Below are 23,505 nucleotides of genomic sequence, written 5' to 3' on the forward strand. Positions count from 1 at the left end.
GTCAGCGGATGCGAGCGGCATCCGGCTGGCCCGCTGCCGACACGATCTGTGTCGGCTGATCATCGTGCGAGGCCATCCACTGGCGGGTCGAATCCCTCGGCGCGTCGATGGCGCCGAAGGTCATTGCCAGAATGAAGGCCGTGGCCGCGCCGACCCCGAGATAAGCGGAGTAGCTCGCGATCGCGCCGGTCTTCCTCTCCCGAATGGTTCTCTGCATCGCATGTCCCTCCGTTCATCCGATGTTCATCTTTCTGACGAACGTGGCTCGAAGGGATTCGGTTGCGGTACCTCCATCGGCGAGGCTGCGACATCGCGCCGTCAGTCGCAGCGCGGATCCTCGTAGCGAACGCTCGCGCAGTAGCGGCGTCGATCGAACCGCGCCTCGTATCCGTCGCGTCGATCGTAACGCTCGCGCGGCGGCGCATAGCTGCGGTCTCCATAGCGAGCCCCGTATCGGGGTTGGCGGTAACCACCACGGGCATAGGGATCGTACGAATCAACGATCACCGTCCGTCCGATGGGACCGTCGCGGTAGGCTGGCGCTTCGCGATAGACGGGCGCGGTTGCGTAGACCGGACCGCCGACCCGGCCTTCATTGATCACGCGAGACTCGACGTAGCCCGGACCGTCCGCGACGCATCCGGAAAGAGACGTCACGGCGATGCCGAGACCCAAGAGAATGGCTGATCTGAGCATCGCTTCGCACCTCCGCGACAAACATCTGTCGAGAGGACAGATAGTGCGGTTCAAGAAGCCGCCCATGCCGCGAGAGGCTGGATGACCTGTCATCATCACGTCAATTTGAGCAGCGGGCTTCTTCCGAGTTGGCGTCGTAGAGCGGAAGCTTGCGGCACGTGAGACCGGAGCAACCGCGCATGCGCTATTCAGCCACCGCAGCCCTCGTCCTGGCGCTGACATTCGCCAGCCCCTGCATCGCCGACGACGTTTCGGACATCCGGTCGGTGGTTTCGTCGCAGCTGGAGGCGTTCAAGCAGAACAACGGATCGGCCGCCTACTCCTACGCGGCGCCGAACATCCAAAAGATGTTTCCAAGCGTTTCCAACTTCATGGCCATGGTGGAAGCTGGCTATGCGCCCGTCTTTCGCTCGTCCAATGCCGTCTTCGGCGACATGAAGCGGGAAGGCTCGGCATTCCGACAGGAGGTCTTCCTGACGGACTCGAACGGGCAGAGCCATATCGCGAGCTACACGCTCGAACGCCAGCCCGACGGCTCGCTGAAGATCACGGGCTGCTCGATCCGGAAGGGCAACGACGTCGCCGCCTGACGGGCGGCAAGCATGTGGGTATCATCCGCTCACAGCGGCGCGAGATCTCCCCTCAACCAGCCATCCTGCACCTCGGCGGCGTGAGCCTCGAAGCGCCCGGCTTCGATGGCGTTCCGCATGCCCGCCATGAGCGTCTGGTAGTAGGCGAGATTGTTCCAGGTCAGAAGCATGGAGGCCAGGAGCTCGTCGGACCGGACGAGGTGGTGGAGATAGGCCCGCGTGTAGTCGCGTGAGGCCGAACAGTCGCTCTTCTCGTCGAGCGGCCGGTGATCGTCGGCATGCCGCGCGTTCTTCAGGTTGATTCGGCCGAACCGTGTGAAGGCGAGACCGTGGCGACCCGCGCGCGTCGGCATCACGCAATCGAACATGTCGACGCCGAGCGCGACGGATTTCAGGAGATCGTCCGGCGTCCCGACACCCATGAGATAGCGCGGCTTTCCCTCGGGAAGCGCCGGCAGCGTTTCGCCGAGGATCTGCAGCATGACCGACTGCGGCTCGCCGACGGCGAGACCGCCGACCGAATAGCCCTTCAGATCCATGGCGGCGAGACGCTCGGCCGAACGGATGCGCAGGTCCGGCTGATCGCCGCCCTGCACGATTCCGAACATCGCCCTGCCCTTCTGGTCTCCGAAGGCCCTGGCGGACCGTTCCGCCCAGCGCAACGACAATTCCATGGCGCGTTCGACCTCCGCCCGCTCGGCCGGCAGGCGAATGCACTCGTCCAGCTGCATCTGGATGTCGCTGTCGAGGAGGTTCTGGATCTCGATCGATCGCTCGGGCGTCAGCGCATGCGCGGCGCCGTCGACATGGGAGCGGAACGTAACGCCCTTTTCGTCGAGCTTGCGCAGATTGGCGAGCGACATGACCTGGAAGCCACCGGAATCGGTGAGGATCGGATGAGGCCAGCGGGCGAATTCATGCAGGCCGCCGAGGCGCGCGACCCGCTCGGCGCCGGGCCGCAGCATCAGATGGTAGACGTTGCCGAGGATGACGTCGGCGCCGAGCGCTCTCACCTGCTCGGGATACATGGCCTTCACCGTTCCCGCCGTGCCGACGGGCATGAAGGCCGGCGTTCGGATCGTCCCGCGCGGCATCGTGATCTCACCGCGCCGAGCTTTACCGTCGGTCGAGATCAGCTTGAACTGGAAGTGTTCGCTCATCGCTCCGTATCCGCCCGATCGAGAAGTCCGGCATCGCCGTAGGAATAGAATCGGTAGCCCGACGCGATGGCATGGGCATAGGCCGCCTTCATGCGGTCGGTTCCGGCGAAGGCGCAGACGAGCATGAAGAGCGTCGACCGCGGCAGGTGGAAATTGGTGAGGAGCCGGTCCACGACGCGGAAGCGATAGCCCGGCGTGATGAAGATCTCGGTCGCGCCCGCGAAGGGATGGACGGTGCCACTCTCGTCCGCGGCGCTTTCGAGCAGCCGGAGCGAGGTCGTGCCGACCGCAACCACCCGCCCTCCCCTTCGACGCGTCTCGTTGATCCGCGCGGCTGTCTCGGCGTCGATGAAGCCGATCTCCGCGTGCATCCGATGCGCCTCCGTCGTCTCCGCCTTGACCGGGATAAACGTACCGGCCCCGACATGGAGCGTCACGAAGGCGCGCTCGATCCCCTTCGCTGCGACGGCGGCCAGAAGATCCGGCGTCCAGTGCAGTCCGGCCGTCGGTGCGGCGACGGCGCCCTCCTCCCGGGCGTAGACGGTTTGATAATCCACGCGATCCTGCTCGTCCTGCGCCCGTTTGGAGGCAATGTAGGGCGGCAGAGGGATGAGACCGGCCAGCGCGATCGCCTCGTCGAGGGCTGGGCCCGAGAGATCGAAGCGGAGCGTCACCTCGCCCGCCTCGCCTTTCTCCGCGACCGTCGCATCGAGAACGCCGAGGAGACAGGCCCCCTCGGAATGACCAAAGGCGATGCGGTCACCCGCCGCGACCCGTTTTGCCGGTCGCACGAAGGCCTTCCAGCCTTCGGGCGAAACGCGCATGTGGAGCGTCGCGTCGATCCGCGCCGTGCCCTCGCCCGGAGCCGAGCCGGCGCGATGCCGGAGGCCCTGCAATTGAGCGGGAATGACCTTCGTGTCGTTGAAGACGAGGAGATCGCCGGGATGGAGCTCGCCGACGAGATCGCGGATGTGGAGATCGCGAAGCGGCGCGTCGGGCGCGACGCGAAGAAGGCGCGCGGCCTCCCTCGGGACAGCGGGCCGCAATGCGATCCGCTCTTCAGGAAGTTCGAAATCGAAGTCATCGACGCGCATGGGGCGTCCTTGTCTCAAGAAAAACGCCCGACCATGACGGCCGGGCGGAGTCGTTGCCGATGCGAGGCGTCGCGGGATCAGAGATCGGCGGCGACGCGCAGGGTGGTGATCTTGTCGGGATCGCGCACGGGCTCGCCGCGCTTGATCTGATCGACGACGTCCATGCCCTCGATCACCTCGCCCCAGACCGAATATTGCTTGTCGAGCCAGGGAGCGCGTTCGAAGCAGATGAAGAACTGCGAATTCGCCGAGTTCGGGTTGCCCGTGCGGGCTGCCGAGACGGTACCGCGCTTGTGCGGCTCGGCCGAGAATTCGGCCTTGAGGTCGGGCTTGTCCGAGCCGCCCGAGCCCGTGCCGGTCGGATCGCCGGTCTGCGCCATGAATCCATCGATGACGCGGTGGAAGACGACGCCGTCATAGAAGTTCTCGCGGGCGAGTTCCTTCACGCGGGCGACGTGTCCGGGCGCGAGATCGGGCCGCAGCTTGATGACGACCTGACCCTTGGTGGTCTCGAGGACCAGCGTGTCTTCGGGAGTTTCGTAGGCCAAAGGAGCCTCCTCTCTGGGAAGGGAGCGGCACGGCCGATCCCGGTGAAAAGGCGGTTCAGGCCTGAGGTCCCGAACCGCCGCGATGGCCTGCACATGGACGATCAAACCTCGGGACACAAGCCCGAAGGTCGGATGCGCTCGGCGGATCAGCCCTTGATCTCGACCTTCAGCATCTTGTCGGGGTCCTTCACCTCGCCATTCGCAGCGGCGTCGCCCTTCTTGATCTTGTCGACGACGTCCATGCCCTTCGTCACGTCGCCCACGATCGTGTACTGCCCGTCGAGGAAGTCGCCATCCGCCAGCATGATGAAGAACTGCGAGTTTGCGGAGTTGGGATCGGACGAACGCGCCATGCCGACCGTGCCGCGATCGAAGGTCTCCTTGGAGAACTCGGCCTTGAGATCAGGAAGATCGGAGCCGCCCATGCCGGTGCCGGTCGGATCGCCCGTCTGCGCCATGAAGCCGTCGATGACGCGATGGAAGACGATGCCGTCGTAGAAGCCCTTCTTGGCGAGCGCTTCGATCTGCTTCACGTGGTCGGGTGCGAGATCCGGGCGAAGGGCGATCTCGACCGCGCCGTCCTTGGTGGTGATCACCATCGTATCGGCCGCCTGGGCCGCGGCGAGGGGTGCCGCAAGCGCGGACAGGCCGATGGTGGTCGCAAGGGCAAGGCGTTTCAGGCGGTTCATGAATGTCTCCGGGAGAAAGGCCGAGATCGGACAGCGAGACTCGATCAGGTTCGGCGAGCGTTGAGGGCCTGCGCCACGCCGGGTGGCACGAAGGCGGTGACATCGCCGCCCATGGCCGCGATCTGGCGAACCAATGTGGCGGTTATGGGCCTGACGGACGGGCTGGACGGGAGAAAGATCGTCACGATTCCCGGCGCCAGGACACCGTTCATCCCGGCCATCTGCATCTCGTAGTCGAGGTCGGTGCCGTCACGAATGCCGCGCACGAGAGCGGTCGCCCCTTGCGCCTTCGCAACCTCGACGACGAGCCCGGTGAAGGAGGACACGACCAGCTCGCAAGCCGTCGCAGCCGGTCCGCGTGCCGCCTCCGCTCGGATCATGTCGGCACGCTGTTCGAAATCGAAGAGCGGCGTCTTGCCGGGGTGGACCCCGACGGCAACGACGACCCGGTCGAAGAGCGACATGGCCTGCCGAAGAATGTCGAGATGCCCGTTCGTCAGGGGATCGAACGAGCCGGGATAAAGGGCGATGCGCATCAGGGTCCGCCATCATGGTTCGCGTCGTCTGCGACGAATCGGCCTGTGGATTTCGTGAACAAGGATCCACACATTCGAGGGGAAAGCTTCACTCAATCGCAAGAAGTTTCCGGAAAGCCGGGAACGAACAAATTGCTAGGTGGTTGATAAGGCAACAGTTGGAGACGCCTCAATGATGATTCTCGCGATGTCCCTCGCCATGGTTGCCGGCCTCGTGACGGCCACAGCCGTGACCCTTCACTCGGAAGCCGAGGCGTCCCGCGTGAAGGTGCTCGCGAAAAAGAACCGGATGATGCACTGACGACATTCGGCCCGACCATCGGCTGACGATCTCAAGAGCACCGAACGCCTGTGGCGATCGGTGCTCTCTTTGAATCAACGCCCGCTTGCGCCGGCTATGGCCTTTTTCAGTCTTCGCTTGACGAATCGGTCGGCGCGTCGAGCCCATCGCTCCCGGCATCAGGCGAGACGATCTCCTCCGAACCCTGATCGGGGATCCGCTCCACGGAAACGACCCGCTCGCCATCGCCGGTCTTGAAGATGGTGACGCCCTTCGTCGCACGGCCCGCCATGCGAATGCCCTCGACCGGGACGCGGATCATCTGGCCCCGGTCGGAGATCAAGAGGATCTGGTCGCCCGCCTCGACGGGGAAGCCCGCGACGAGCTGTCCGATTTCGGACGCCCGCGAGATGTCCGTCGCACGGATGCCTTTTCCACCGCGCCCACTCGTGCGGAAATCATAAGACGACGAACGCTTTCCAAAGCCGTATTCCGACAGGGTCAGCACGAACTCCTCGCGTGCGCCGAGATAGGCGTAGCGCTCGAGATCGAGCGTGACCGCCTCGTCGCCCGGCGCCTCCTCGTCGATCGTCGCGGCTTCCTCCAGCGCCTCGCCTTCCACGGCTCGGCTCTTGCGGATGTACTCCGCCCGCTCTGCCGGAGTCGCGTCGACATGGCGCAGGATCGCCATCGAAATCAGCTTGTCGTTCGATCCAAGCGCCATGCCCCGCACGCCGATCGAATTGCGGCCTGCGAAGACGCGCACGTCCGTCGTGGGGAAGCGGATGCACAGGCCGGACGAGGCGACGAGCAGGACGTCGTCGTTCTCGGTGCAGGTGGCGACGGCGAGGATCTCGTCTCCCGCCTCTTCCAGCTTCATCGCGATCTTGCCGTTCCGGTTGACCTGCAGGAAGTCCGCCAGCTTGTTGCGACGCACGGTGCCGCGGGTCGTCGCGAACATCACGTTCAGCTCGGCAGCCTGCGCCTCGTCGTTCGGCAAGGGCATGATCGAGGTGATCCGCTCACCCTTTTCCAGCGGCAGGAGATTGACCAGGGCCTTGCCGCGCGACTGCGGCGTCGCCAGCGGCAGGCGCCAGACCTTCTCCTTGTAGACGATGCCCCGCGAGGAGAAGAACAGGATCGGCGTGTGGGTGTTGGCCACGAAGAGGCGCGTGACCGAATCCTCGTCGTCCTTCAGGCTCATCCCGGAGCGGCCTTTGCCGCCGCGGCGCTGGGCGCGGTAGGTGCCAAGCGGCACGCGCTTGATGTAGCCGCCATGGCTGACGGTGACGACCATGTCCTCGCGCGGGATCAGATCCTCGTCGTCCATGTCGGCCGCGCCCTCGACGAGCTCGGTGCGGCGCGGCGTCGCGAACTCCGCCTTCACCTCGGCGAGCTCCGCCTTGATGATCTCGCGCACGCGGATCCGCGACGACAGGATGTCGAGATAGTCGGCGATCTCGACGCCGATCTTGTTCAACTCGTCGCCGATCTCGTCCCGCCCGAGCGCCGTCAGGCGCTGCAGACGGAGGTCGAGGATCGCTCGCGCCTGAACTTCCGACAGGCGGTAGGTCCCGGCTTCGGAGATGCGGTGGCGCGGATCGTCGATCAGCCGAATCAGCGGCGCCACGTCCTTCGCCTCCCACTCGCGCTCCATCAGGCGATCGCGAGCGGTCTGCGGATCCGGCGCCTCGCGGATCAGCTTGATGATCTCGTCGATATTGGCGACGGCGATCGCGAGGCCGACGAGGACGTGGGCCCGCTCGCGCGCCTTGCGCAGGAGATATTTGGTGCGCCGGTTGATCACCTCCTCGCGGAAGGCGATGAAGGCGCCGAGCATGTCGAGCAGCGTCATCTGCTCGGGCTTGCCGCCGTTCAGCGCGACCATGTTGGCGCCGAACGAGGTCTGCAGCGGCGTCAGGCGGTAGAGCTGATTGAGAACCACGTCCGACTGGGCGTCGCGCTTCAACTCGACCACGACGCGGTAGCCGTCGCGATCGCTCTCGTCGCGGATGTCGGAGACGCCCTCGACGCGCTTGTCGCGCACGAGTTCGGCCATCTTCTCGATCATCGAGGCCTTGTTGACCTGATAGGGCACCTCGGTGACGACGATGGCCTCGCGATCACCTCGCATCGGCTCGACATGCACCTTTCCGCGCATCAGGATCGAGCCACGCCCGGTGGAATAGGCCGATAGGATACCGGCTCGTCCGAGCACCAGAGCCCCAGTCGGAAAATCCGGACCCGGAACGTATTCCATCATCTCTTCCAGTGAGATCGCGGGATTGTCGACCATGGCGATGCAGCCGTCGACGATCTCGCCGAGATTGTGCGGCGGGATGTTGGTCGCCATGCCGACGGCGATGCCGCCGGACCCGTTGACGAGGAGGTTCGGGAACCGCGCGGGAAGAACGACCGGCTCCATCTCGCGGCCGTCGTAGTTCTCCTGGAAGTTTACCGTCTCCTTGTCGATGTCGGCGAGGATCGCGTCCGACACCTTCTGGAGGCGTGCTTCCGTGTAGCGCATGGCCGCCGGCGGATCGCCGTCGATCGAGCCGAAATTGCCCTGCCCGTTGATCAGGGGCGCGCGAAGCGACCAATCCTGCGCCATACGCACGAGCGCGTCGTAGATCGAGGCATCGCCATGCGGATGGAACTTGCCCATGACCTCGCCGACCACGCCCGCGGACTTGCGGAACGGCCGGTTGAAGACGAGTCCCATCTCGTGCATCGCATAGAGCACCCGCCGGTGAACGGGCTTCAGCCCGTCGCGCACGTCGGGAAGAGCGCGACTGACGATCACACTCATCGCGTAGTCGAGGTAGGACCGCTGCATCTCCTCCACAATGGAGATGGTTTCGATTCCGCGCGAGCGCTCCGGCGGCGGTGTGCCGATATCGTCGTCTGCCAAAGAAAGACCCTGAAGGTTCGAAAACGGTAGCCCGTGTATAGACCCTCAAGGCCGCACGGAGCAAATCTCACCCCGCCTGAGCGGCTGTAATTTCAATAGATCTTACAGCCGCTTAGGCGAGGCAGAGAATATGCCGGACGAGATGGCGAAGTTTTTGCGCCCTCTGCACCGGATTTTGCGCCGATTTCACGCCGGTCTCGGGGTGTGGTTCCGCGCCTGACGGGAGATTCTCCAGCATTTGCATGCGCGAAGGCTGCACGAGCCTTCCACCATCGGGAAGACCTGGAAACCCGAGACTGCCGCCTTGCGCGAACCGCTTCGATGCCTCGGCCTCAGCCCGGCTCGCCCGCCAACATCCAGCGCATGGCGTCCACGACGAGGCGGTGATCCTCGACATCGGGCAGGCCGCTGACGACGACCGCGCCGACGCATCCGGTTCCGTTCACGACGATCGGAACGCCGCCACCGCTCGCGACATAATCGGCGACCGACACGCCGTACCGCTCGGTGAGGCTCACGCCCTTGGCCTCGCAGATCAGCCGAAGCGCCAGCGAGGACTTCTGGAAACGAGTCACGGTGTTGCGCTTGCGACGCATCCACTCCGCGTTGTCCGGGCTCGATCCCGGTAGAGCGGACAGGAATTTCACGTGACCCGCGACGCTGATCTCGATGGCGATCGGAAGCGCGTCGCGCCGCGCGCGATCGTGAACCCATACACCCAACCGCCAGGCTGCATCGGCATCGAAGCCCGCGAAGCCGAGCTCGGCTTCTTCGCGGAGCACGTCGTCCAAAGTTGGTTGGGTCATTGCGCCGCGATCTCCGCTGTCTGGCATGAGCAGGTCACGCCCGACGCGACCGGGACCGAACTCCCCCGGTCGCATTCGAAGGAGCGGCCGGCCCTGCCGGTGAAGCCGCGTCGAACGCAGCCGGCGCCGCTCCCATCCTTGCTTCATCGCCGCGACGGATCAAGACGCCACGGATCCATACGCGACGAACTTGGCCTCACCGAAACGGCGCGTCAGAACGGGATCTCGTCGTCGAGGTCTCGCGACGAGCCACCGCCGCCGTAGTCGTCACCGGCCGGACGCCCTCCGCCGCCACGCGATCCACCTCCGCCGGCGCCGCCGCCGCCGTAACGGGAACCGCCGCCGCCGCCACCGCCGCCACCGCGCGGTCCGCGCTCGTAGTCGTCTCCGCCGCCGCCGCCGCCGCCGGGCTCACCACGTCCGCCGAGCATCTGAAGCTCGCCACGGAAACGCTGCAGAACGACTTCGGTCGTGTACTTCTTCTGCCCCGACTGGTCCTCCCAGGAGCGTGTCTGAAGCTGGCCCTCGACATAGACGGTCGAGCCCTTCTTCAGATACTGCTCGGCCACCTTCACGAGGTTCTCGTTGAAGATGACGACGTTATGCCACTCGGTCTTTTCCTTGCGCTCGCCCGAAGATTTGTCGCGCCAGCTTTCGGTGGTCGCCAGACGCAGGTTGACGACGGCGTCGCCGGAGTTCAGCCGACGCACCTCGGGATCGGCCCCGAGATTGCCGACGAGGATCACCTTGTTCACACTGCCAGCCATGGCACCATTCCTTCGCTAGACGCAGGCCCGAACCGGAACGATCTTCAGCCGGGCGAGCCTTGCGCATTCGGATCGCGCGACACGCGACCCATGCTCCATGGGCGGAACCTTAGAGCATTCGCAGCCGCTGCGCTTCCCCGCCGAGCCTTTTCCACAGACGCGTCTCGTCGCTTGAGGCATGACACCGTTCCTGTTATGTTCAGTTTCGCGACCGGCGGCACGTCGGCGATATCGCGGCGAGCGACCTCGACTTGCGCGAGCGCATCTTTATCTAAGCGGCAGTTGGTTCATGCGGGGACGGATGATCGCGTCCCGGCGGCCGGACCCATGGCAAGCTCGATCGACAGGCGGACGATGGCCGAAGCGAAGATGATTTCCATTCGCGGCGCACGCGAGCACAATTTGAAGAACGTCGATATCGACCTGCCGCGCGACAGTCTGATCGTGATGACGGGCCTGTCGGGGTCGGGCAAATCGTCGCTCGCCTTCGACACGATCTATGCCGAAGGACAACGTCGCTACGTCGAGAGCCTCTCGGCCTATGCTCGGCAGTTCCTGGAGATGATGCAGAAGCCGGATGTCGACCAGATCGACGGTCTTTCTCCCGCGATCTCCATCGAGCAGAAGACGACCTCGAAGAACCCGCGCTCGACGGTCGGCACGGTCACCGAGATCTACGACTATCTCCGCCTTCTGTTCGCGCGCGTCGGCATTCCCTATTCGCCCGCCACGGGCCTTCCGATCGAGAGCCAGACGGTCAGCCAAATGGTCGACCGCATCCTCGCCCTCGAGGACGGCACCCGGCTCTATCTCCTCGCGCCGATGGTTCGTGGGCGAAAGGGCGAGTTCAAGAAGGAGCTGCTGGAACTTCAGAAGAAGGGTTTCCAGCGCGTTCGCATCAACGGCGACTTTCACGACATCTCGGATGCCCCGACTCTCGACAAGAAGTTCAAGCACGACATCGACGTCGTGGTGGATCGCCTCGTCGTGCGCGCCGACATGGCGCCCCGTCTGGCGGATTCGCTCGAAACGGCCCTGCGCCTCGCCGAGGGCATCGCGGTCGCGGAGTTCGCGGACGGGGTCGACGAGAACGGCAAGCCGAAGCAACTGCTCTTTTCCGAGAAATTCGCCTGTCCCGTCTCGGGTTTCACGATCTCGGAGATCGAGCCGCGGCTCTTCTCCTTCAACAACCCGTTCGGTGCGTGCCCCAAATGCGACGGGCTCGGTGCACAGCAGTCGATCGATGCCAAGCTCGTCGTTCCCGACGAAGCGATGACGCTGAAGGCCGGCGCCATCGCGCCCTGGGCGAAATCGAGCTCACCCTATTACGGACAGACGCTGGACGCGCTCGGCCAGCAATATGGCTTCAAGCAGACGCAACGCTGGTCGGATCTTCCGGCCGAGGCCAAGGAGGCGATCCTTCAGGGCACCGGACGCACCAAGATCGAGTTCCAGTACAATGACGGCCTGCGTTCCTATAAGACCTCCAAGACGTTCGAGGGCGTGATCCCCAATCTAGAGCGTCGCTGGAAGGAGACCGACTCGGCCTGGATGCGCGAGGAAATCGAGCGCTTCATGTCCGCGACGCCCTGCCCCGCCTGCACCGGCTACCGCCTGAAGCCGGAGGCGCTGGCGGTGAAGATCGCCGGACGCCATGTCGGCGAGGTGACGGAGCTGTCGATCCGATCCGCCCTGTCCTGGTTCGAGGCCTTGCCGGCGCTGCTGAACGAGAAGCAAAACTCGATCGCGGTCCGCATCCTGAAGGAGATCCGCGATCGTCTCCGCTTCCTCAACGATGTCGGGCTGGAATATCTGACCCTGTCCCGCGCCTCCGGCACGTTGTCCGGCGGTGAGTCGCAGCGCATCCGGCTGGCGTCGCAGATCGGTTCGGGTCTGACGGGCGTGCTCTACGTCCTCGACGAGCCCTCGATCGGGCTTCACCAGCGGGACAACGCCCGCCTTCTCGTGACGCTGAAGCATCTGCGCGACATCGGGAACACCGTGATCGTCGTCGAACACGACGAGGATGCGATCCTGCAAGCCGACTTCGTGGTCGATATCGGCCCGGCGGCGGGCGTACATGGCGGAGAGATCATCGCGTCCGGCACGCCCGACGACATCAAGGCCAACCCCCGGTCGATCACGGGACAGTATCTGTCCGGCGCACGCGGAGTCGCCGTTCCCGAGCGTCGCCGCAAGGCCGAGAAGGGTCGCCGACTGAAGGTCGTCGGCGCGCGCGGCAACAATCTGAAGAACGTCACGGCCGAGATTCCGCTCGGCGTCTTCGCCTGCGTCACCGGCGTGTCCGGCGGCGGTAAGTCGACCTTCCTGATCGAGACGCTGTTCAAGGCGGCGGCCCGCAAGATCGGCAATGCGCGGGACGTGCCGGCCGAGCACGACCGGATCGAGGGACTGGAGCTGCTCGACAAGGTCATCGATATCGACCAGTCGCCGATCGGGCGGACGCCCCGGTCCAATCCCGCCACCTATACCGGCGCCTTCACGCCGATCCGCGACTGGTTCGCAGGACTGCCGGAGGCGAAGGCGCGGGGCTACCTGCCAGGCCGCTTCTCCTTCAACGTCAAGGGCGGGCGCTGCGAGGCATGCCAGGGCGACGGCGTCATCAAGATCGAGATGCACTTCCTGCCGGACGTCTACGTGACCTGCGACGTCTGCCACGGCAAGCGCTACAATCGAGAAACGCTCGAGGTGACGTTCAAGGAGAAGTCGATCGCGGACGTGCTCGACATGACGGTCGAGGAAGGCGTCGCCTTCTTCTCCGCCGTGCCGCCGGTGCGAGACAAGCTGGCTTCGCTGCTCGACGTCGGCCTCGGCTACATCAAGGTCGGACAGCAGGCGACGACGCTGTCCGGCGGCGAGGCGCAGCGCGTGAAGCTCGCCAAGGAACTGTCGCGAAAGGCGACGGGGAAGACGCTCTACATCCTCGATGAACCGACGACGGGCCTGCACTTTCACGACGTCGCCAAACTCCTGGAAGTTCTCCACGAACTGGTGGACCAGGGCAACAGCGTCGTCGTCATCGAACACAATCTCGAGGTCATCAAGACAGCCGACTGGGTGGTCGATATCGGGCCCGAAGGCGGCGACGGCGGCGGCGAGATCGTGGCGAGCGGTACGCCGGAACAGGTGGTGAAGGTCGAACGATCCTGGACGGGGCGCTTTCTGAAGGAGTTGCTGGAGCGGCGATCGGTCGAAAAGCGGCAGGCCGCGGAGTAGGAGAGCGTCCTCGGGCAGACAGGGTTCGGCCGCGCCTTGGGATGGCGATCCGGGAAGCTGCCTGCCGGTCTGGCTCACCCGGTTCGATCCGTCACCTCAATCTGGCAACTCCGCCAGAACGCGTGGCACGAGGTGCGGCAGGTCCTCGGCGATGAGGCCCGGCCCGAAATGCTCGGCCGCCCGACCATGGACCCACACGCCTGCAGCGGCAGCTTCGAAGGGCGGCATGCCTTGCGCCAGCAAGCCGGCGACGAGACCCGAGAGGACGTCGCCGCTGCCGGCTGTCGCAAGATAAGGTGTGCCGGTTTCGTTGATCGCAGCCTGTCCGTCGGGTCGCGCGATGACGGTATCGGAACCCTTCAGGATGAGGATCGCGCCCGAACGGGCGGAAGCTCGACGGGCCCTATCGAGTTTCGACAGGGTCTCATCGGCGGCGAGATCGGGGAACAAGCGCGCGAATTCCCCGTCGTGGGGCGTTAGAACCACGGAAGCCTCGCCCGCGCCGAGCGAAGCGAAGAGCGACGCGGGATCCTCGGCGAAGGACGAGATGACGTCGGCGTCGAGGACAAGGCGACGCCCGGCCCGGATGACGGCCCGTGCGGCGGTGCGCGCTGCTTCTCCGATGCCGAAGCCGGGCCCGAGGACGAAGGCGTTCAAGCGTCGATCGGCGAGGAGGTCGTCGAGGTCCCCCGGGACTTCGCAGCGCCGCAGCATCACCGCGGTCACGTGAGATGCGTTGACGAGGAGCGCGGACGGCGGCGACGCCAGCGTCACGAGACCGGCCCCCATCCGAAGCGCCGCGATGGCCGAGAGTCGGGCAGCCCCCGTCTTCGTCGCCGGCCCCGAAAAGACCACGGCGTGTCCGCGATCGAACTTGTGCCCGTCGGACGCTGGACGCGGTCGCCGGTGCCCCCAGAGATCGGGGCCGTTGACGAAGGTGGTCGGACGAATCTCGTCGAGGACCCGCGGATCGATCCCGATGTCGGCCGTGACGACGTCGCCGCACAGGGACCGTCCGGGCTGGAGAAGATGACCGGGCTTGCGGCGGAAGAAGGTGACCGTCACGTCGGCCCGGATCGCCGGACCTTTCGTCCGGCCGTCCTGCCCCGAGACGCCGCTGGGGAGATCGACCGCCAGGATCGGGCGACCACGAGCATTGGCGCTCTTGATGGCTCTGGCGGCCTCGCCCGTCACGGCACGCGACAGGCCGGCACCGTAGAGACCGTCGACGACGAGATCACCGTCGGCGCTTCCGAAGGCCGCCAGCGGGCGAACCACGCCGCTGAAGGCGGCGGCGGCGCGACCCGCATCCCGGCCCGGGTCCGCGGCAGGGTCCGCGCCCGGGTCAGCGGAGTAGACGACCGGTTCCAGGCCAGCTTTCCAGAGCAGGTCCGCCACGACGAAGGCATCGCCCCCATTGTTGCCGGGACCCGCGAGAAGGTCGACCTTGCGGGCCTCGGGAAAGCGCGCGCGCAACACGTCGAAGACCGCCTCGCCCGCCTGTTGCATCAGGCTCCAGGAGGACGTGCCAGCCCGAACGGCGGCGGCATCCGCGCTCGCCATCTGAGAGGGCGTCAGCAATGCGGATCTTCGTGCATCAGATACCATCATGTCGCCTCGATTTTAAACACTTGGACTCACGGAGCACAGGCTGACGGATTTTGCCGACATTTTCCGGGATGTTTCGCACGGTTTATGACCATTTCGGCTTGCCCTTCATCCCGCGAAACGGGCAGATGGCAAGACGAGTTCGGGTGTTCACGAGACGAACGTTCGATGCTTCTCGCAGACGCCGTCCGGCAGTGTCTGGCATGGCACCTGCCTTCGGCAAGGCGTATGGGTTGCGTCGCACGACGGGACAACGTCAGAGGGAATTTCGATGAAGAAGGTCGAAGCGATCATCAAGCCCTTCAAGCTCGATGAGGTGAAGGAAGCGCTTCAGGAGGTGGGGCTTCAGGGCATCACCGTTACGGAAGCCAAGGGTTTCGGCCGACAGAAGGGACACACCGAACTCTATCGCGGCGCCGAATACGTCGTCGATTTCCTCCCGAAGGTGAAGGTCGAGATCGTTCTCACCGACGAGGCCGTGGCCGGCGCCGTGGAAGCCATCCGCAAGGCCGCCCAGACCGGCCGGATCGGCGACGGCAAGATCTTCGTGTCGAACGTCGAGGAAGCGATCCGCATCCGGACCGGCGAAGCCGGCAACGACGCCATCTGACCGCAGCCGGCTTTTCTCACACCATCCGCATTTCAACGAAAGGACCGCCATGACGTCGGCCAACGATATCCTGAAGCAGATCAAGGACAACGACGTTAAGTTCGTCGACCTGCGCTTCACCGACCCGCGGGGCAAGCTCCAGCACGTCACCATGGACCAGACCATGGTCGACGAAGACCTCTTCGCGGAGGGCACGATGTTCGACGGCTCGTCCATCGCGGGCTGGAAGGCGATCAACGAGTCCGACATGGTTCTCATGCCGGACCCCGAAACCGCGCATATGGACCCGTTCTTCGCGCAGTCGACGATGGTCCTCGTCTGCGACATCCTCGATCCGATTTCCGGCGAATCCTACAATCGCGATCCGCGCGGCACCGCCAAGAAGGCGGAGGCCTATCTGAAGCAGTCCGGCATCGGCGACACCGCCTATTTCGGTCCCGAAGCCGAGTTCTTCATCTTCGACGACGTCCGCTACAAGGCCGATCCCTACAACACCGGTTTCAAGCTCGACTCGACGGAACTCCCCTCGAACGACGACGCAGAATACGAGACCGGCAATCTCGGTCATCGTCCGCGCGTGAAGGGCGGCTACTTCCCGGTTCCCCCGATCGACTCCTGCCAGGACATCCGATCCGAAATGCTGACGGTGATGGCCGAGATGGGCGTCACGGTCGAGAAGCACCATCACGAAGTGGCGGCGGCGCAGCACGAACTCGGCGTCAAGTTCGACACGCTCGTGAAGAACGCCGACAACATGCAGATCTACAAGTACGTGACGCATCAGGTCGCCAATGCCTACGGCAAGACCGCGACCTTCATGCCGAAGCCGATCTTCGGCGACAACGGCTCGGGCATGCACGTCCACCAGTCGATCTGGAAGGGGGGCAAGCCGACCTTCGCGGGCAACGAATATGCCGGCCTGTCCGAGAGCGCGCTGTTCTACATCGGCGGCATCATCAAGCATGCCAAGGCGCTGAACGCCTTCACCAACCCGTCGACGAACTCGTTCAAGCGCCTCGTTCCCGGCTATGAGGCCCCGGTCCTCCTCGCCTATTCCGCGCGCAACCGCTCGGCGTCCTGCCGCATTCCGATCGGCCAGTCGCCGAAGGCCAAGCGCGTCGAGGTCCGCTTTCCCGACGCGATGGCCAACCCATACCTTGCCTTCGCCGCCATGCTGATGGCCGGGCTCGACGGCATCAAGAACAAGATCCATCCCGGCGAAGCCATGGACAAGGATCTCTACGACCTGCCGCCGGAAGAACTGCGGCAGATCCCGACCGTCTGCCGCTCGCTCCGCGAAGCGATGGAGCATCTCGACGCCGATCGCGAGTTCCTGAAGGCGGGCGGCGTCTTCGACGACGACCAGATCGACGCCTTCATCGAGCTGAAGATGGTCGAGGTGCTGCGCTTCGAAATGACGCCGCACCCGGTCGAGTTCGACATGTACTACTCGTCCTGAGGCATCCCGCCTCGGATCGATCTGGAGACCCCCGCCGCGGCGGGGGTTTTCGTTTCGGCCTCAGGTTCGGGAGAGAAGCCAGTTGAGACTGTCGCGCCAGTCGATCATCCGAAGCGGCGTTCCGTGGTTGCCGGTCTCGAAGGAGACGAAGCGAACGGGTTCCTTCGCCGCAAGGAGCCTGTCGTAGAGCGCCTGGACGGCGGCCCAGCCGAAGACCTTGTCGCGGGTGCCGTGCGCGAGGAGCAGCGGGATCCGGCGCGGTGCCGCCAGATCGCGCATCGCCTCCACGCGTGAGGGCGGGTTGTTCGCCGACAGCATGACGACGGACGCGACCGCACCGACGACCCGCCTTTCGCCCAGCAGTCCCCAGCAGAACTCGCCGCCCATGGATGCGCAGGCGAGAACGACGGCCGGTCGGCCGCTCCGGCGGCCGAGCCCCTCGACGAGTTCCCCGATGCGAGCGCCGTCGGCGGGGGAGAAGCTGCCGGCATCGACGGTGACGTAGAAGCCGCCCGCGCGCGCCACGAGGTTCTTCAGGCGGTTGAAGTTTCCGCCGAACGTGCGGTCGTTCATTCCCAGCCGGCGGTCGCCGTTCCGGCCGTGCACGAAGAGCACGATCGGGCCCGATCCTCCGGGATCGCCGACCTCGATCGTCTTCAGCGGACCGGCGGATGTGTCGACGATACGCTCCCGCTGACGGGCCAAGGGCGCGAGGTCGACATAGGCGGCGCGCACGCGGCGCTCGGGAACCTCGTCGCGTTGGTCGATGTCGCGCGCTTCCTGGTAATCGACATCGATGAAGGTCCCGTCCGGACTGAAGGCCGTCAGCGGGGGATAGGCGAAGAGATCGTCCTTGAAGGGCGCGATCGGACCGTCGGCCCGGGCGGCCGAGGCGGCGAGGAGGAGGCCGAAGAGCGCGGCGGCAGATACAGACCGGGACGGACGGATCGACAAGAAGGCACCTCAATCCACACGGCGCCGAGGCGCAGGGAGCGTTGCGTCGCGGTCTCAGGACACGGAGAAAACCGCCTCGACAACGACCGGGAACGGGTTTCGCGCGTCGTTTCGCTTGAAGAACATTTCGTGAAAGTATAGTCCAGAGGGCATGGCGATATCGGGTTTCGAGACGGGTGCAGGGCGGGTCGGCGCGAGCGGAGCGGTGACGCGATGAGCGATTCCGATCTCTTCGCGCCGGCGACTCCCCCGGCCGTGCGTTCCCCGGCGCGCGCCGCCAAGACGCAGCGTGCCGCACCGGCGGCCGTGCCGGCGCCCGCATCCGACTACACGGCTGCCGACATCGAGGTTCTCGAGGGGCTGGAGCCGGTTCGCCGGCGGCCCGGCATGTATATCGGCGGCACCGACGAGAAGGCCATGCATCACCTCTTCGCCGAGGTGATCGACAATTCCATGGACGAGGCGGTCGCGGGACACGCCAATTTCATCGAGGTCTCCCTGGAAGCCGACGGGTCCCTGTCCGTGACGGACAACGGCCGCGGCATCCCGGTCGATCCCCATCCCAAATACAAGGACAAGTCTGCCCTCGAAGTGATCATGACGACGCTTCACGCGGGCGGCAAGTTCGACTCGAAGGTCTACGAGACCTCGGGCGGTCTGCACGGCGTCGGCGTCTCCGTCGTCAATGCCTTGTCGTCCCGGCTGGAGGTCGAAGTGGCCCGCAACCGTCGGCTCTATCGGCAGATCTATCAGCGCGGCGTCGCGCAAGGGGCGCTGGAGGAGGTCGGCGACGTTCACAACCGGCGGGGAACCAAGGTCCGTTTCTGGCCGGATGCGCAGATCTTCGGCGCGAACGCCCAGTTCGAGCCGGCCCGGCTCTTCGCCATGGCGCGCTCCAAGGCCTATCTCTTCGGTGGCGTCGAGATCCGCTGGATGTGCGACCCGTCCCTGCTCCCGGCGGACGGGCCGATCCCCTCGAGGGCGACGTTCCATTTTCCCGGTGGCCTCAAGGACTATCTGGAGGGCTCGCTCGGCTCCGAACAGCGCGTGACGTCGCAGACCTTTGCCGGCCGCACCGAAAAGGTCTCCGGTCATGGCGCGGTCGAGTGGGCCGTGAGTTGGACCGGCGGCGATGGCTTCGTCCGATCCTATTGCAACACCATCCCGACGCCGGAAGGCGGCACGCACGAAGCCGGGCTGCGCAACGTGCTCCTGCGGGGGCTGAAGGCCTTCGCCGAGGTGTCGGGAAACAAGAAGGCCAGCGTCGTCACGGCGGACGACGTGATGATCACCGCATCGGCGATGCTGTCGGTCTTCATCCGGGAGCCGGAGTTCGTCGGCCAGACGAAGGACCGGCTCGCCACGGCCGAGGCGCAGCGGATCGTGGAGACTTCGATTCGCGACAGCTTCGACATCTGGCTCGCCTCCTCGCCGCAGGATGCGGCACGGCTGATCGATTGGGTGGTCGACCGGGCGGACGAGCGGCTTCGTCGTCGCCAGGAAAAAGAGGTCAACCGGAAGAGCGCGACGCGCAAGCTCCGTTTGCCCGGCAAGCTGGCCGACTGCTCGCAGACCGGCGCCGCCGGGGCGGAGCTGTTCATCGTGGAAGGCGATTCCGCCGGCGGCTCGGCGAAGCAAGCCCGGGACCGGGCGCGGCAGGCGATCCTTCCGCTTCGCGGAAAGATCCTCAACGTGGCGTCGGCAGGTCGCGAGAAGCTGGGCGCGAACCAGCAGATCTCCGACCTCATCCAGGCACTCGGCTGCGGCACGCGCACGCGCTACCGCGAGGAAGACCTGCGCTACGAGCGGGTGATCATCATGACGGACGCCGACGTGGACGGCGCCCATATCGCTTCGCTTCTCATCACGTTTTTCTACCAGGAGATGACGGACCTCATCCGGCAGGGCCATCTCTATCTCGCCGTCCCTCCCCTCTACCGACTGAGCCAAGGCGGCAAGGTCGCCTATGCGCGCGACGATCGAGACCGGGAGAGGCTGATGGCGCGGGACTTTAAGGGCAAGGGCAAGGTCGAGGTCAGCCGATTCAAGGGCCTGGGCGAGATGTTGCCGTCGCAGTTGAAGGAAACGACGATGGACCCGCGCAAGCGCACGCTCCTGAAGGTCGCCATCGACGACGCGGTGGAGGCGGGAACCGCAGGTGCGGTCGACGCGCTGATGGGGAACCGACCGGAGCTTCGCTTTCGTTTCATCCAGGAACGGGCGGCCTTCGCCGATCATCTCGACGTCTGACCCTTCGCCGGGATACGAGGGGCGGTCCAGACAGGAGTTCAAGCCATGCCCCCTACCCTTCGCGTGCTCTGCGCTACCGCCGCGGTGATGATCCTGACGACGGGTTCGACCCTCGCTCAGACACCTCCGCCGCCCGCACCCTACACGCCACCCGCAGCGACCGCTCCCGCGACGCCCGGCGACGCTGCCGCACCGTCGGCGGCTCCCGCCGCTCCGGCTCCCGATGCACCGGCCGCGGCCCCCATGGCGGGCGGTGCGGTCGCCTCGGACGACGCGATCAAGGCCGTCGAGACGCTGCTCACCGAAATCGAGGACGTCCAGGTCGTCGGTCCCTGGACCGAAGGCGAGCGGAACGGAGTCTGGCGCACCGTAATGATGCAGGTGAAGGGCAAGGAGGACGTCTACCGCTTCTTCATCCAGCAGCTCGAGCGCGTGAACGGCGCGCAGACGATCCTCTCGACCACCGAGATCAAGGAGGTTCAGAGCGTCAACGGTGCGATCGTCGGTTATCGCGCAGACGAGCCCACCGAGGGCGAAACGAACAGCCTGACGCTCTTCTTCGACATCGTCCCGTCGGACGGAGAAATCGCAGAGACCTACGAGCTGCATTTCACCAAGGACTCGCCCTACACGTTCGGCCCGGCGACCAACTGAGGTCGACCCTATCGGTTTTATTGACCATGATAGTGGAAGGGCTGGCATCGGCTCGCCCTTCTTCACCTGGGAATCGCGCAAAGACGCCCCATATAGAAGTCGTGAAGGTTGACTCGAAAAAGTCTAGCCCTTATCGCCCAAGGCAGGACTTGGGCTGACAGCGGCTTGTGGCCTCACCCTCCGTCATCCACGAGATAATTGAGCTCAATGCTTTTTTCCGAACTCGGCCTTAGCGCTAAAGTTCTCGCGGCCGTTGAAGCGGCCGGCTACACCGAGCCGACGCCGATTCAGGCCGAAGCCATTCCGCATGCGCTTCAGCGCCGCGATATTCTGGGCATCGCGCAGACCGGCACCGGCAAGACCGCTTCCTTCGTTCTTCCCATGCTCACGCATCTGGAAAAGGGCCGCGCCCGTGCCCGCATGCCCCGCACGCTGATCGTCGAGCCGACGCGTGAACTCGCCGCGCAGGTGGCCGAGAACTTCGTCAAATACGGCAAGGACCAGCGGGTCAACGTCGCGCTTCTCATCGGCGGCATGTCCTTCGACGAGCAGGACAAGAAGATCGACCGGGGCGCCGACGTGCTGATCGCGACGCCCGGCAGACTGCTCGATCATTTCGAGCGCGGCAAGCTCCTGATGACCGGCGTCGAAATCCTCGTCATTGACGAGGCCGACCGGATGCTCGACATGGGCTTCATCCCCGACATCGAGCGCATCTGCAAGCTCCTACCCTTCACGCGCCAGACGCTGTTCTTCTCCGCGACGATGCCGCCGGAGATCACCCGCCTGACCGAGCAGTTCTTGCAGAACCCGGTTCGCGTCGAGGTCGCCAAGGCATCCTCCACCGCCTTGACCATCGAGCAGAAGCTCGTCGCGACGCAGAAGGAGGACTATGCCAAGCGCGAGACTCTGCGCAAGATCATCCGCAGCCAGGACGATCTGACCAACGCGATCATCTTCTGCAATCGCAAGATCGACGTCGCATCCCTCTTCCGCTCCCTCGAGAAGCATGGCTTCTCCGCCGGCGCTCTTCATGGCGACATGGATCAGCGCGCGCGGATGACGATGCTGCACAATTTCCGCGAGAACAAGCTCACGCTTCTCGTCGCGTCCGACGTCGCGGCGCGCGGTCTCGACATTCCGGCTGTCAGCCACGTCTTCAATTTCGACGTTCCGATCCATGCCGAGGACTATGTTCACCGGATCGGACGCACGGGCCGAGCGGGCCGTTCCGGCAAGGCGTTCACGCTCGTCTCGCGCACCGACAAGAAGTATCTCGACGCGATCGAGAAGATGCTGAACACCAAGATCGACTGGCTGGACGGCAATGTCGAGGAATTGCCGGAGCCGGAGCCGGGTGAAGCGCGTGAGGAAAAGCGCGGCGGACGCAAGACCGCAAGCGGATCCAGCTCCCGCCGCAGCGCCACGACGCGCGGCGGTTCGAGGCGCGGCAGCGCAGAGACCCGCGAGCCGAGAACGGTCGAACAGGAGATCGCAGCGCTTGGCGACGAGCAGCCCGAGGTGCCGGCAGCGGCCTTCGTCGTGGCGACCGAGGATTTGCCTGCCGTCGTTGCGGATCACGCCGACGTCGAGGTCGCTGCCGTCCCCCCGAGCCGCGTCGCGCCGTCCCCTCGCAGCCGCGCGGGCTACGACAATGGCGGTCGCAGTGGCCGCGGTTCGGCACAGTCCGATGATCGATCGCCGGTCGGTTTCGGTGAAGAAATCCCCGCCTTTATGACGATCTCGACGGGGTTTTAAACCCCGTACTGTCTCACGGAAGGCTCGGGGTCCTGCTCAACCGTCAAGGCTGGGCGCGGGGACCAGGGGAAAACGCGATTCCTTATGAACCGAAGTTCCTCTGCCGCAACGTGGGTTTTCATAGAGCAGCGAATGACGGCCGAGCCCGTGTCGAAACTGCAAGGGGTGAAGGGCCGCTGCCCCGCCACGCAGTTCTTCAAGGCCTGCGGGCCCGCTCGACCTCGCCTGAACGCCACGTCAGGACATGGGACTTACCCTTCCTGACTGGTGGAAACAGCGGCTCGACGATCCATCGGTCGACGACACGCCCGTTGCCCAAAGTGCCCTCGTGGACCGGAGGACCATAATCGGGGTCCATCGGCATCGAGCGACGGAGCGCGATCGAGCGGACGACGTCCTGGGCAAGGCCGGCGTGCGTTTCAGTTCACGAAGCGGCTACGGATCGCAACGTCGATCCGCGAAGAACGACGCTGGTGAGCCCTTCCATTCCCCGGGTCTCGAAACGGGTGTTCCGGTATCAGACGGCCCCGGCCTGTGCCATCGCCTTAAGATCGGCGGGCTTCAACTCCACGGATTCCCCACAGCCGCAGGCCGATGTCTGATTGGGATTCTTGAAGGTGAAGCCGGCTCGGAGTTGCGTCACTTCGTAATCCATTTCCGTTCCGAGGAGAAAGAGAACAGCCTCCGGCGCGATGAAGACGCGCGCGCCATCGCGCTCCACGCTGTCTTCGCGAGGCTTGGTCTCCGTGGCCAGTTCCACGGTGTACTCCATTCCCGCGCAGCCACCCTTCTTCACGCCAACGCGCAGGCCGAGGGCGTCGCCGCCCTTGGCGCCCACGATCTCCCGCACGCGGTCCGCGGCGGCGTCGGTCATGGTCATGATGCTAAAGCGGCCCAT

At 65.1% G+C, this 23,505-nt stretch carries 21 protein-coding genes; 8 read left to right on the forward strand and 13 right to left on the reverse strand.

The annotated features are described in order from the left end of the window. Position 1: 1 nt before the first annotated feature. Together ASG43_RS12280 and ASG43_RS12285 are read right to left on the reverse strand one after the other, a co-directional pair. The gene (locus tag ASG43_RS12280) at positions 2-217 is read right to left on the reverse strand and encodes a hypothetical protein (protein ID WP_056505153.1); all 216 of its coding nucleotides are present in this window, start codon (positions 215-217) and stop codon (positions 2-4) included. A gap of 101 nt (positions 218-318) precedes the next feature. Continuing rightward, positions 319-696 carry a hypothetical protein gene (locus tag ASG43_RS12285; protein ID WP_056505155.1) on the reverse strand — a complete coding sequence of 126 codons (378 nt, stop codon included), beginning with the start codon at positions 694-696 and terminating at the stop codon, positions 319-321. Between the two features lie 179 nt (positions 697-875). Here ASG43_RS12285 and ASG43_RS12290 point away from each other — a divergent pair, with 179 nt between their 5' ends. Continuing rightward, positions 876-1,286 carry a DUF4864 domain-containing protein gene (locus ASG43_RS12290; protein ID WP_056505158.1) on the forward strand — a complete coding sequence of 137 codons (411 nt, stop codon included), beginning with the start codon at positions 876-878 and terminating at the stop codon, positions 1,284-1,286. 29 nt (positions 1,287-1,315) lie between these two features. Here ASG43_RS12290 and tgt read toward each other — a convergent pair whose 3' ends face one another. From tgt to coaD, 5 genes are all read right to left on the reverse strand, one after another. Further along, positions 1,316-2,446, reverse strand: coding sequence for a tRNA guanosine(34) transglycosylase Tgt (gene tgt, locus ASG43_RS12295; protein ID WP_056505161.1), 1,131 nt, complete (start codon positions 2,444-2,446; stop codon positions 1,316-1,318). Continuing rightward, complete coding sequence (gene queA, locus ASG43_RS12300) at positions 2,443-3,540, reverse strand: tRNA preQ1(34) S-adenosylmethionine ribosyltransferase-isomerase QueA (RefSeq protein WP_056505164.1); 1,098 nt, start codon at positions 3,538-3,540, stop codon at positions 2,443-2,445. The genes tgt and queA overlap by 4 nt, the downstream gene beginning before the upstream one ends. 77 nt (positions 3,541-3,617) lie before the next feature. Beyond that, positions 3,618-4,088 (reverse strand): peptidylprolyl isomerase, encoded by a 471-nt coding sequence (locus tag ASG43_RS12305; protein ID WP_056505167.1) that lies wholly within the window; start codon positions 4,086-4,088, stop codon positions 3,618-3,620. A 146-nt stretch (positions 4,089-4,234) separates the two neighbouring features. Then, the gene (locus ASG43_RS12310) at positions 4,235-4,777 is read right to left on the reverse strand and encodes a peptidylprolyl isomerase (RefSeq protein ID WP_056505171.1); all 543 of its coding nucleotides are present in this window, start codon (positions 4,775-4,777) and stop codon (positions 4,235-4,237) included. 44 nt (positions 4,778-4,821) lie between these two features. After that, complete coding sequence (gene coaD / locus ASG43_RS12315) at positions 4,822-5,313, reverse strand: pantetheine-phosphate adenylyltransferase (protein WP_056505174.1); 492 nt, start codon at positions 5,311-5,313, stop codon at positions 4,822-4,824. 172 nt (positions 5,314-5,485) lie between these two features. Here coaD and ASG43_RS23740 point away from each other — a divergent pair, with 172 nt between their 5' ends. Then, entirely contained in the window at positions 5,486-5,614 is a 129-nt protein-coding gene (locus ASG43_RS23740) for a hypothetical protein (protein ID WP_280137211.1), read from the forward strand. 106 nt (positions 5,615-5,720) lie between these two features. Here ASG43_RS23740 and gyrA read toward each other — a convergent pair whose 3' ends face one another. The 3 genes from gyrA to ssb form a co-directional block, all read right to left on the reverse strand. Continuing rightward, positions 5,721-8,489, reverse strand: coding sequence for a DNA gyrase subunit A (gyrA, locus tag ASG43_RS12320; RefSeq protein WP_280137216.1), 2,769 nt, complete (start codon positions 8,487-8,489; stop codon positions 5,721-5,723). Between the two features lie 347 nt (positions 8,490-8,836). Further along, positions 8,837-9,310 carry a heme-degrading domain-containing protein gene (locus ASG43_RS12325; RefSeq protein ID WP_162244720.1) on the reverse strand — a complete coding sequence of 158 codons (474 nt, stop codon included), beginning with the start codon at positions 9,308-9,310 and terminating at the stop codon, positions 8,837-8,839. Between the two features lie 212 nt (positions 9,311-9,522). Further along, positions 9,523-10,077 (reverse strand): single-stranded DNA-binding protein, encoded by a 555-nt coding sequence (gene ssb, locus ASG43_RS12330; protein WP_056505180.1) that lies wholly within the window; start codon positions 10,075-10,077, stop codon positions 9,523-9,525. Between the two features lie 354 nt (positions 10,078-10,431). Between ssb and uvrA the strand changes: the two genes are divergently transcribed. Beyond that, positions 10,432-13,314, forward strand: a complete 2,883-nt coding sequence (gene uvrA / locus ASG43_RS12335) for an excinuclease ABC subunit UvrA (RefSeq protein WP_056505841.1) — start codon at positions 10,432-10,434, stop codon at positions 13,312-13,314. 96 nt (positions 13,315-13,410) lie between these two features. Here uvrA and ASG43_RS12340 read toward each other — a convergent pair whose 3' ends face one another. Beyond that, positions 13,411-14,895 carry an NAD(P)H-hydrate dehydratase gene (locus ASG43_RS12340; protein ID WP_348271078.1) on the reverse strand — a complete coding sequence of 495 codons (1,485 nt, stop codon included), beginning with the start codon at positions 14,893-14,895 and terminating at the stop codon, positions 13,411-13,413. A gap of 298 nt (positions 14,896-15,193) precedes the next feature. Here ASG43_RS12340 and ASG43_RS12345 point away from each other — a divergent pair, with 298 nt between their 5' ends. Next, positions 15,194-15,532 carry a P-II family nitrogen regulator gene (locus ASG43_RS12345; RefSeq protein ID WP_056505181.1) on the forward strand — a complete coding sequence of 113 codons (339 nt, stop codon included), beginning with the start codon at positions 15,194-15,196 and terminating at the stop codon, positions 15,530-15,532. Between the two features lie 49 nt (positions 15,533-15,581). Then, positions 15,582-16,991, forward strand: a complete 1,410-nt coding sequence (gene glnA, locus ASG43_RS12350) for a type I glutamate--ammonia ligase (protein ID WP_056505184.1) — start codon at positions 15,582-15,584, stop codon at positions 16,989-16,991. 60 nt (positions 16,992-17,051) lie between these two features. Here glnA and ASG43_RS12355 read toward each other — a convergent pair whose 3' ends face one another. Next, positions 17,052-17,945, reverse strand: coding sequence for an alpha/beta hydrolase (locus ASG43_RS12355; protein ID WP_056505187.1), 894 nt, complete (start codon positions 17,943-17,945; stop codon positions 17,052-17,054). Between the two features lie 213 nt (positions 17,946-18,158). Here ASG43_RS12355 and parE point away from each other — a divergent pair, with 213 nt between their 5' ends. From parE to ASG43_RS12370, 3 genes are all read left to right on the forward strand, one after another. Beyond that, positions 18,159-20,195 carry a DNA topoisomerase IV subunit B gene (parE, locus tag ASG43_RS12360; protein ID WP_056505188.1) on the forward strand — a complete coding sequence of 679 codons (2,037 nt, stop codon included), beginning with the start codon at positions 18,159-18,161 and terminating at the stop codon, positions 20,193-20,195. A gap of 45 nt (positions 20,196-20,240) precedes the next feature. Beyond that, entirely contained in the window at positions 20,241-20,849 is a 609-nt protein-coding gene (locus tag ASG43_RS23295; RefSeq protein WP_200939512.1) for a hypothetical protein, read from the forward strand. Between the two features lie 207 nt (positions 20,850-21,056). After that, a complete protein-coding gene (locus tag ASG43_RS12370) occupies positions 21,057-22,607 on the forward strand; it encodes a DEAD/DEAH box helicase (protein ID WP_056505194.1) in 1,551 nt (516 codons plus the stop codon). Between the two features lie 517 nt (positions 22,608-23,124). Here the strand turns inward: ASG43_RS12370 and sufA are convergent. Next, the gene (gene sufA / locus ASG43_RS12375; RefSeq protein ID WP_056505195.1) at positions 23,125-23,505 is read right to left on the reverse strand and encodes a Fe-S cluster assembly scaffold SufA; all 381 of its coding nucleotides are present in this window, start codon (positions 23,503-23,505) and stop codon (positions 23,125-23,127) included.

The organism is Aureimonas sp. Leaf454, assembly GCF_001424685.1.
In the GTDB taxonomy this organism is placed as follows: Bacteria; Pseudomonadota; Alphaproteobacteria; order Rhizobiales; family Rhizobiaceae; genus Plantimonas.

What these genes read in the sequence shown, in the direction of transcription:
- ASG43_RS12280 (WP_056505153.1), bottom strand. Translation starts at nt 217, where the DNA reads ATGCAGAGAACCATTCGGGAGAGGAAGACCGGCGCGATCGCGAGCTAC.
- ASG43_RS12285 (WP_056505155.1), bottom strand. Translation starts at nt 696, where the DNA reads ATGCTCAGATCAGCCATTCTCTTGGGTCTCGGCATCGCCGTGACGTCT.
- ASG43_RS12290 (WP_056505158.1), top strand. Translation starts at nt 876, where the DNA reads ATGCGCTATTCAGCCACCGCAGCCCTCGTCCTGGCGCTGACATTCGCC.
- tgt (WP_056505161.1), bottom strand. Translation starts at nt 2,446, where the DNA reads ATGAGCGAACACTTCCAGTTCAAGCTGATCTCGACCGACGGTAAAGCT.
- queA (WP_056505164.1), bottom strand. Translation starts at nt 3,540, where the DNA reads ATGCGCGTCGATGACTTCGATTTCGAACTTCCTGAAGAGCGGATCGCA.
- ASG43_RS12310 (WP_056505171.1), bottom strand. Translation starts at nt 4,777, where the DNA reads ATGAACCGCCTGAAACGCCTTGCCCTTGCGACCACCATCGGCCTGTCC.
- coaD (WP_056505174.1), bottom strand. Translation starts at nt 5,313, where the DNA reads ATGCGCATCGCCCTTTATCCCGGCTCGTTCGATCCCCTGACGAACGGG.
- ASG43_RS23740 (WP_280137211.1), top strand. Translation starts at nt 5,486, where the DNA reads ATGATGATTCTCGCGATGTCCCTCGCCATGGTTGCCGGCCTCGTGACG.
- ASG43_RS12325 (WP_162244720.1), bottom strand. Translation starts at nt 9,310, where the DNA reads ATGACCCAACCAACTTTGGACGACGTGCTCCGCGAAGAAGCCGAGCTC.
- ssb (WP_056505180.1), bottom strand. Translation starts at nt 10,077, where the DNA reads ATGGCTGGCAGTGTGAACAAGGTGATCCTCGTCGGCAATCTCGGGGCC.
- uvrA (WP_056505841.1), top strand. Translation starts at nt 10,432, where the DNA reads ATGGCCGAAGCGAAGATGATTTCCATTCGCGGCGCACGCGAGCACAAT.
- ASG43_RS12345 (WP_056505181.1), top strand. Translation starts at nt 15,194, where the DNA reads ATGAAGAAGGTCGAAGCGATCATCAAGCCCTTCAAGCTCGATGAGGTG.
- glnA (WP_056505184.1), top strand. Translation starts at nt 15,582, where the DNA reads ATGACGTCGGCCAACGATATCCTGAAGCAGATCAAGGACAACGACGTT.
- parE (WP_056505188.1), top strand. Translation starts at nt 18,159, where the DNA reads ATGAGCGATTCCGATCTCTTCGCGCCGGCGACTCCCCCGGCCGTGCGT.
- ASG43_RS23295 (WP_200939512.1), top strand. Translation starts at nt 20,241, where the DNA reads ATGCCCCCTACCCTTCGCGTGCTCTGCGCTACCGCCGCGGTGATGATC.
- ASG43_RS12370 (WP_056505194.1), top strand. Translation starts at nt 21,057, where the DNA reads ATGCTTTTTTCCGAACTCGGCCTTAGCGCTAAAGTTCTCGCGGCCGTT.
- sufA (WP_056505195.1), bottom strand. Translation starts at nt 23,505, where the DNA reads ATGGGCCGCTTTAGCATCATGACCATGACCGACGCCGCCGCGGACCGC.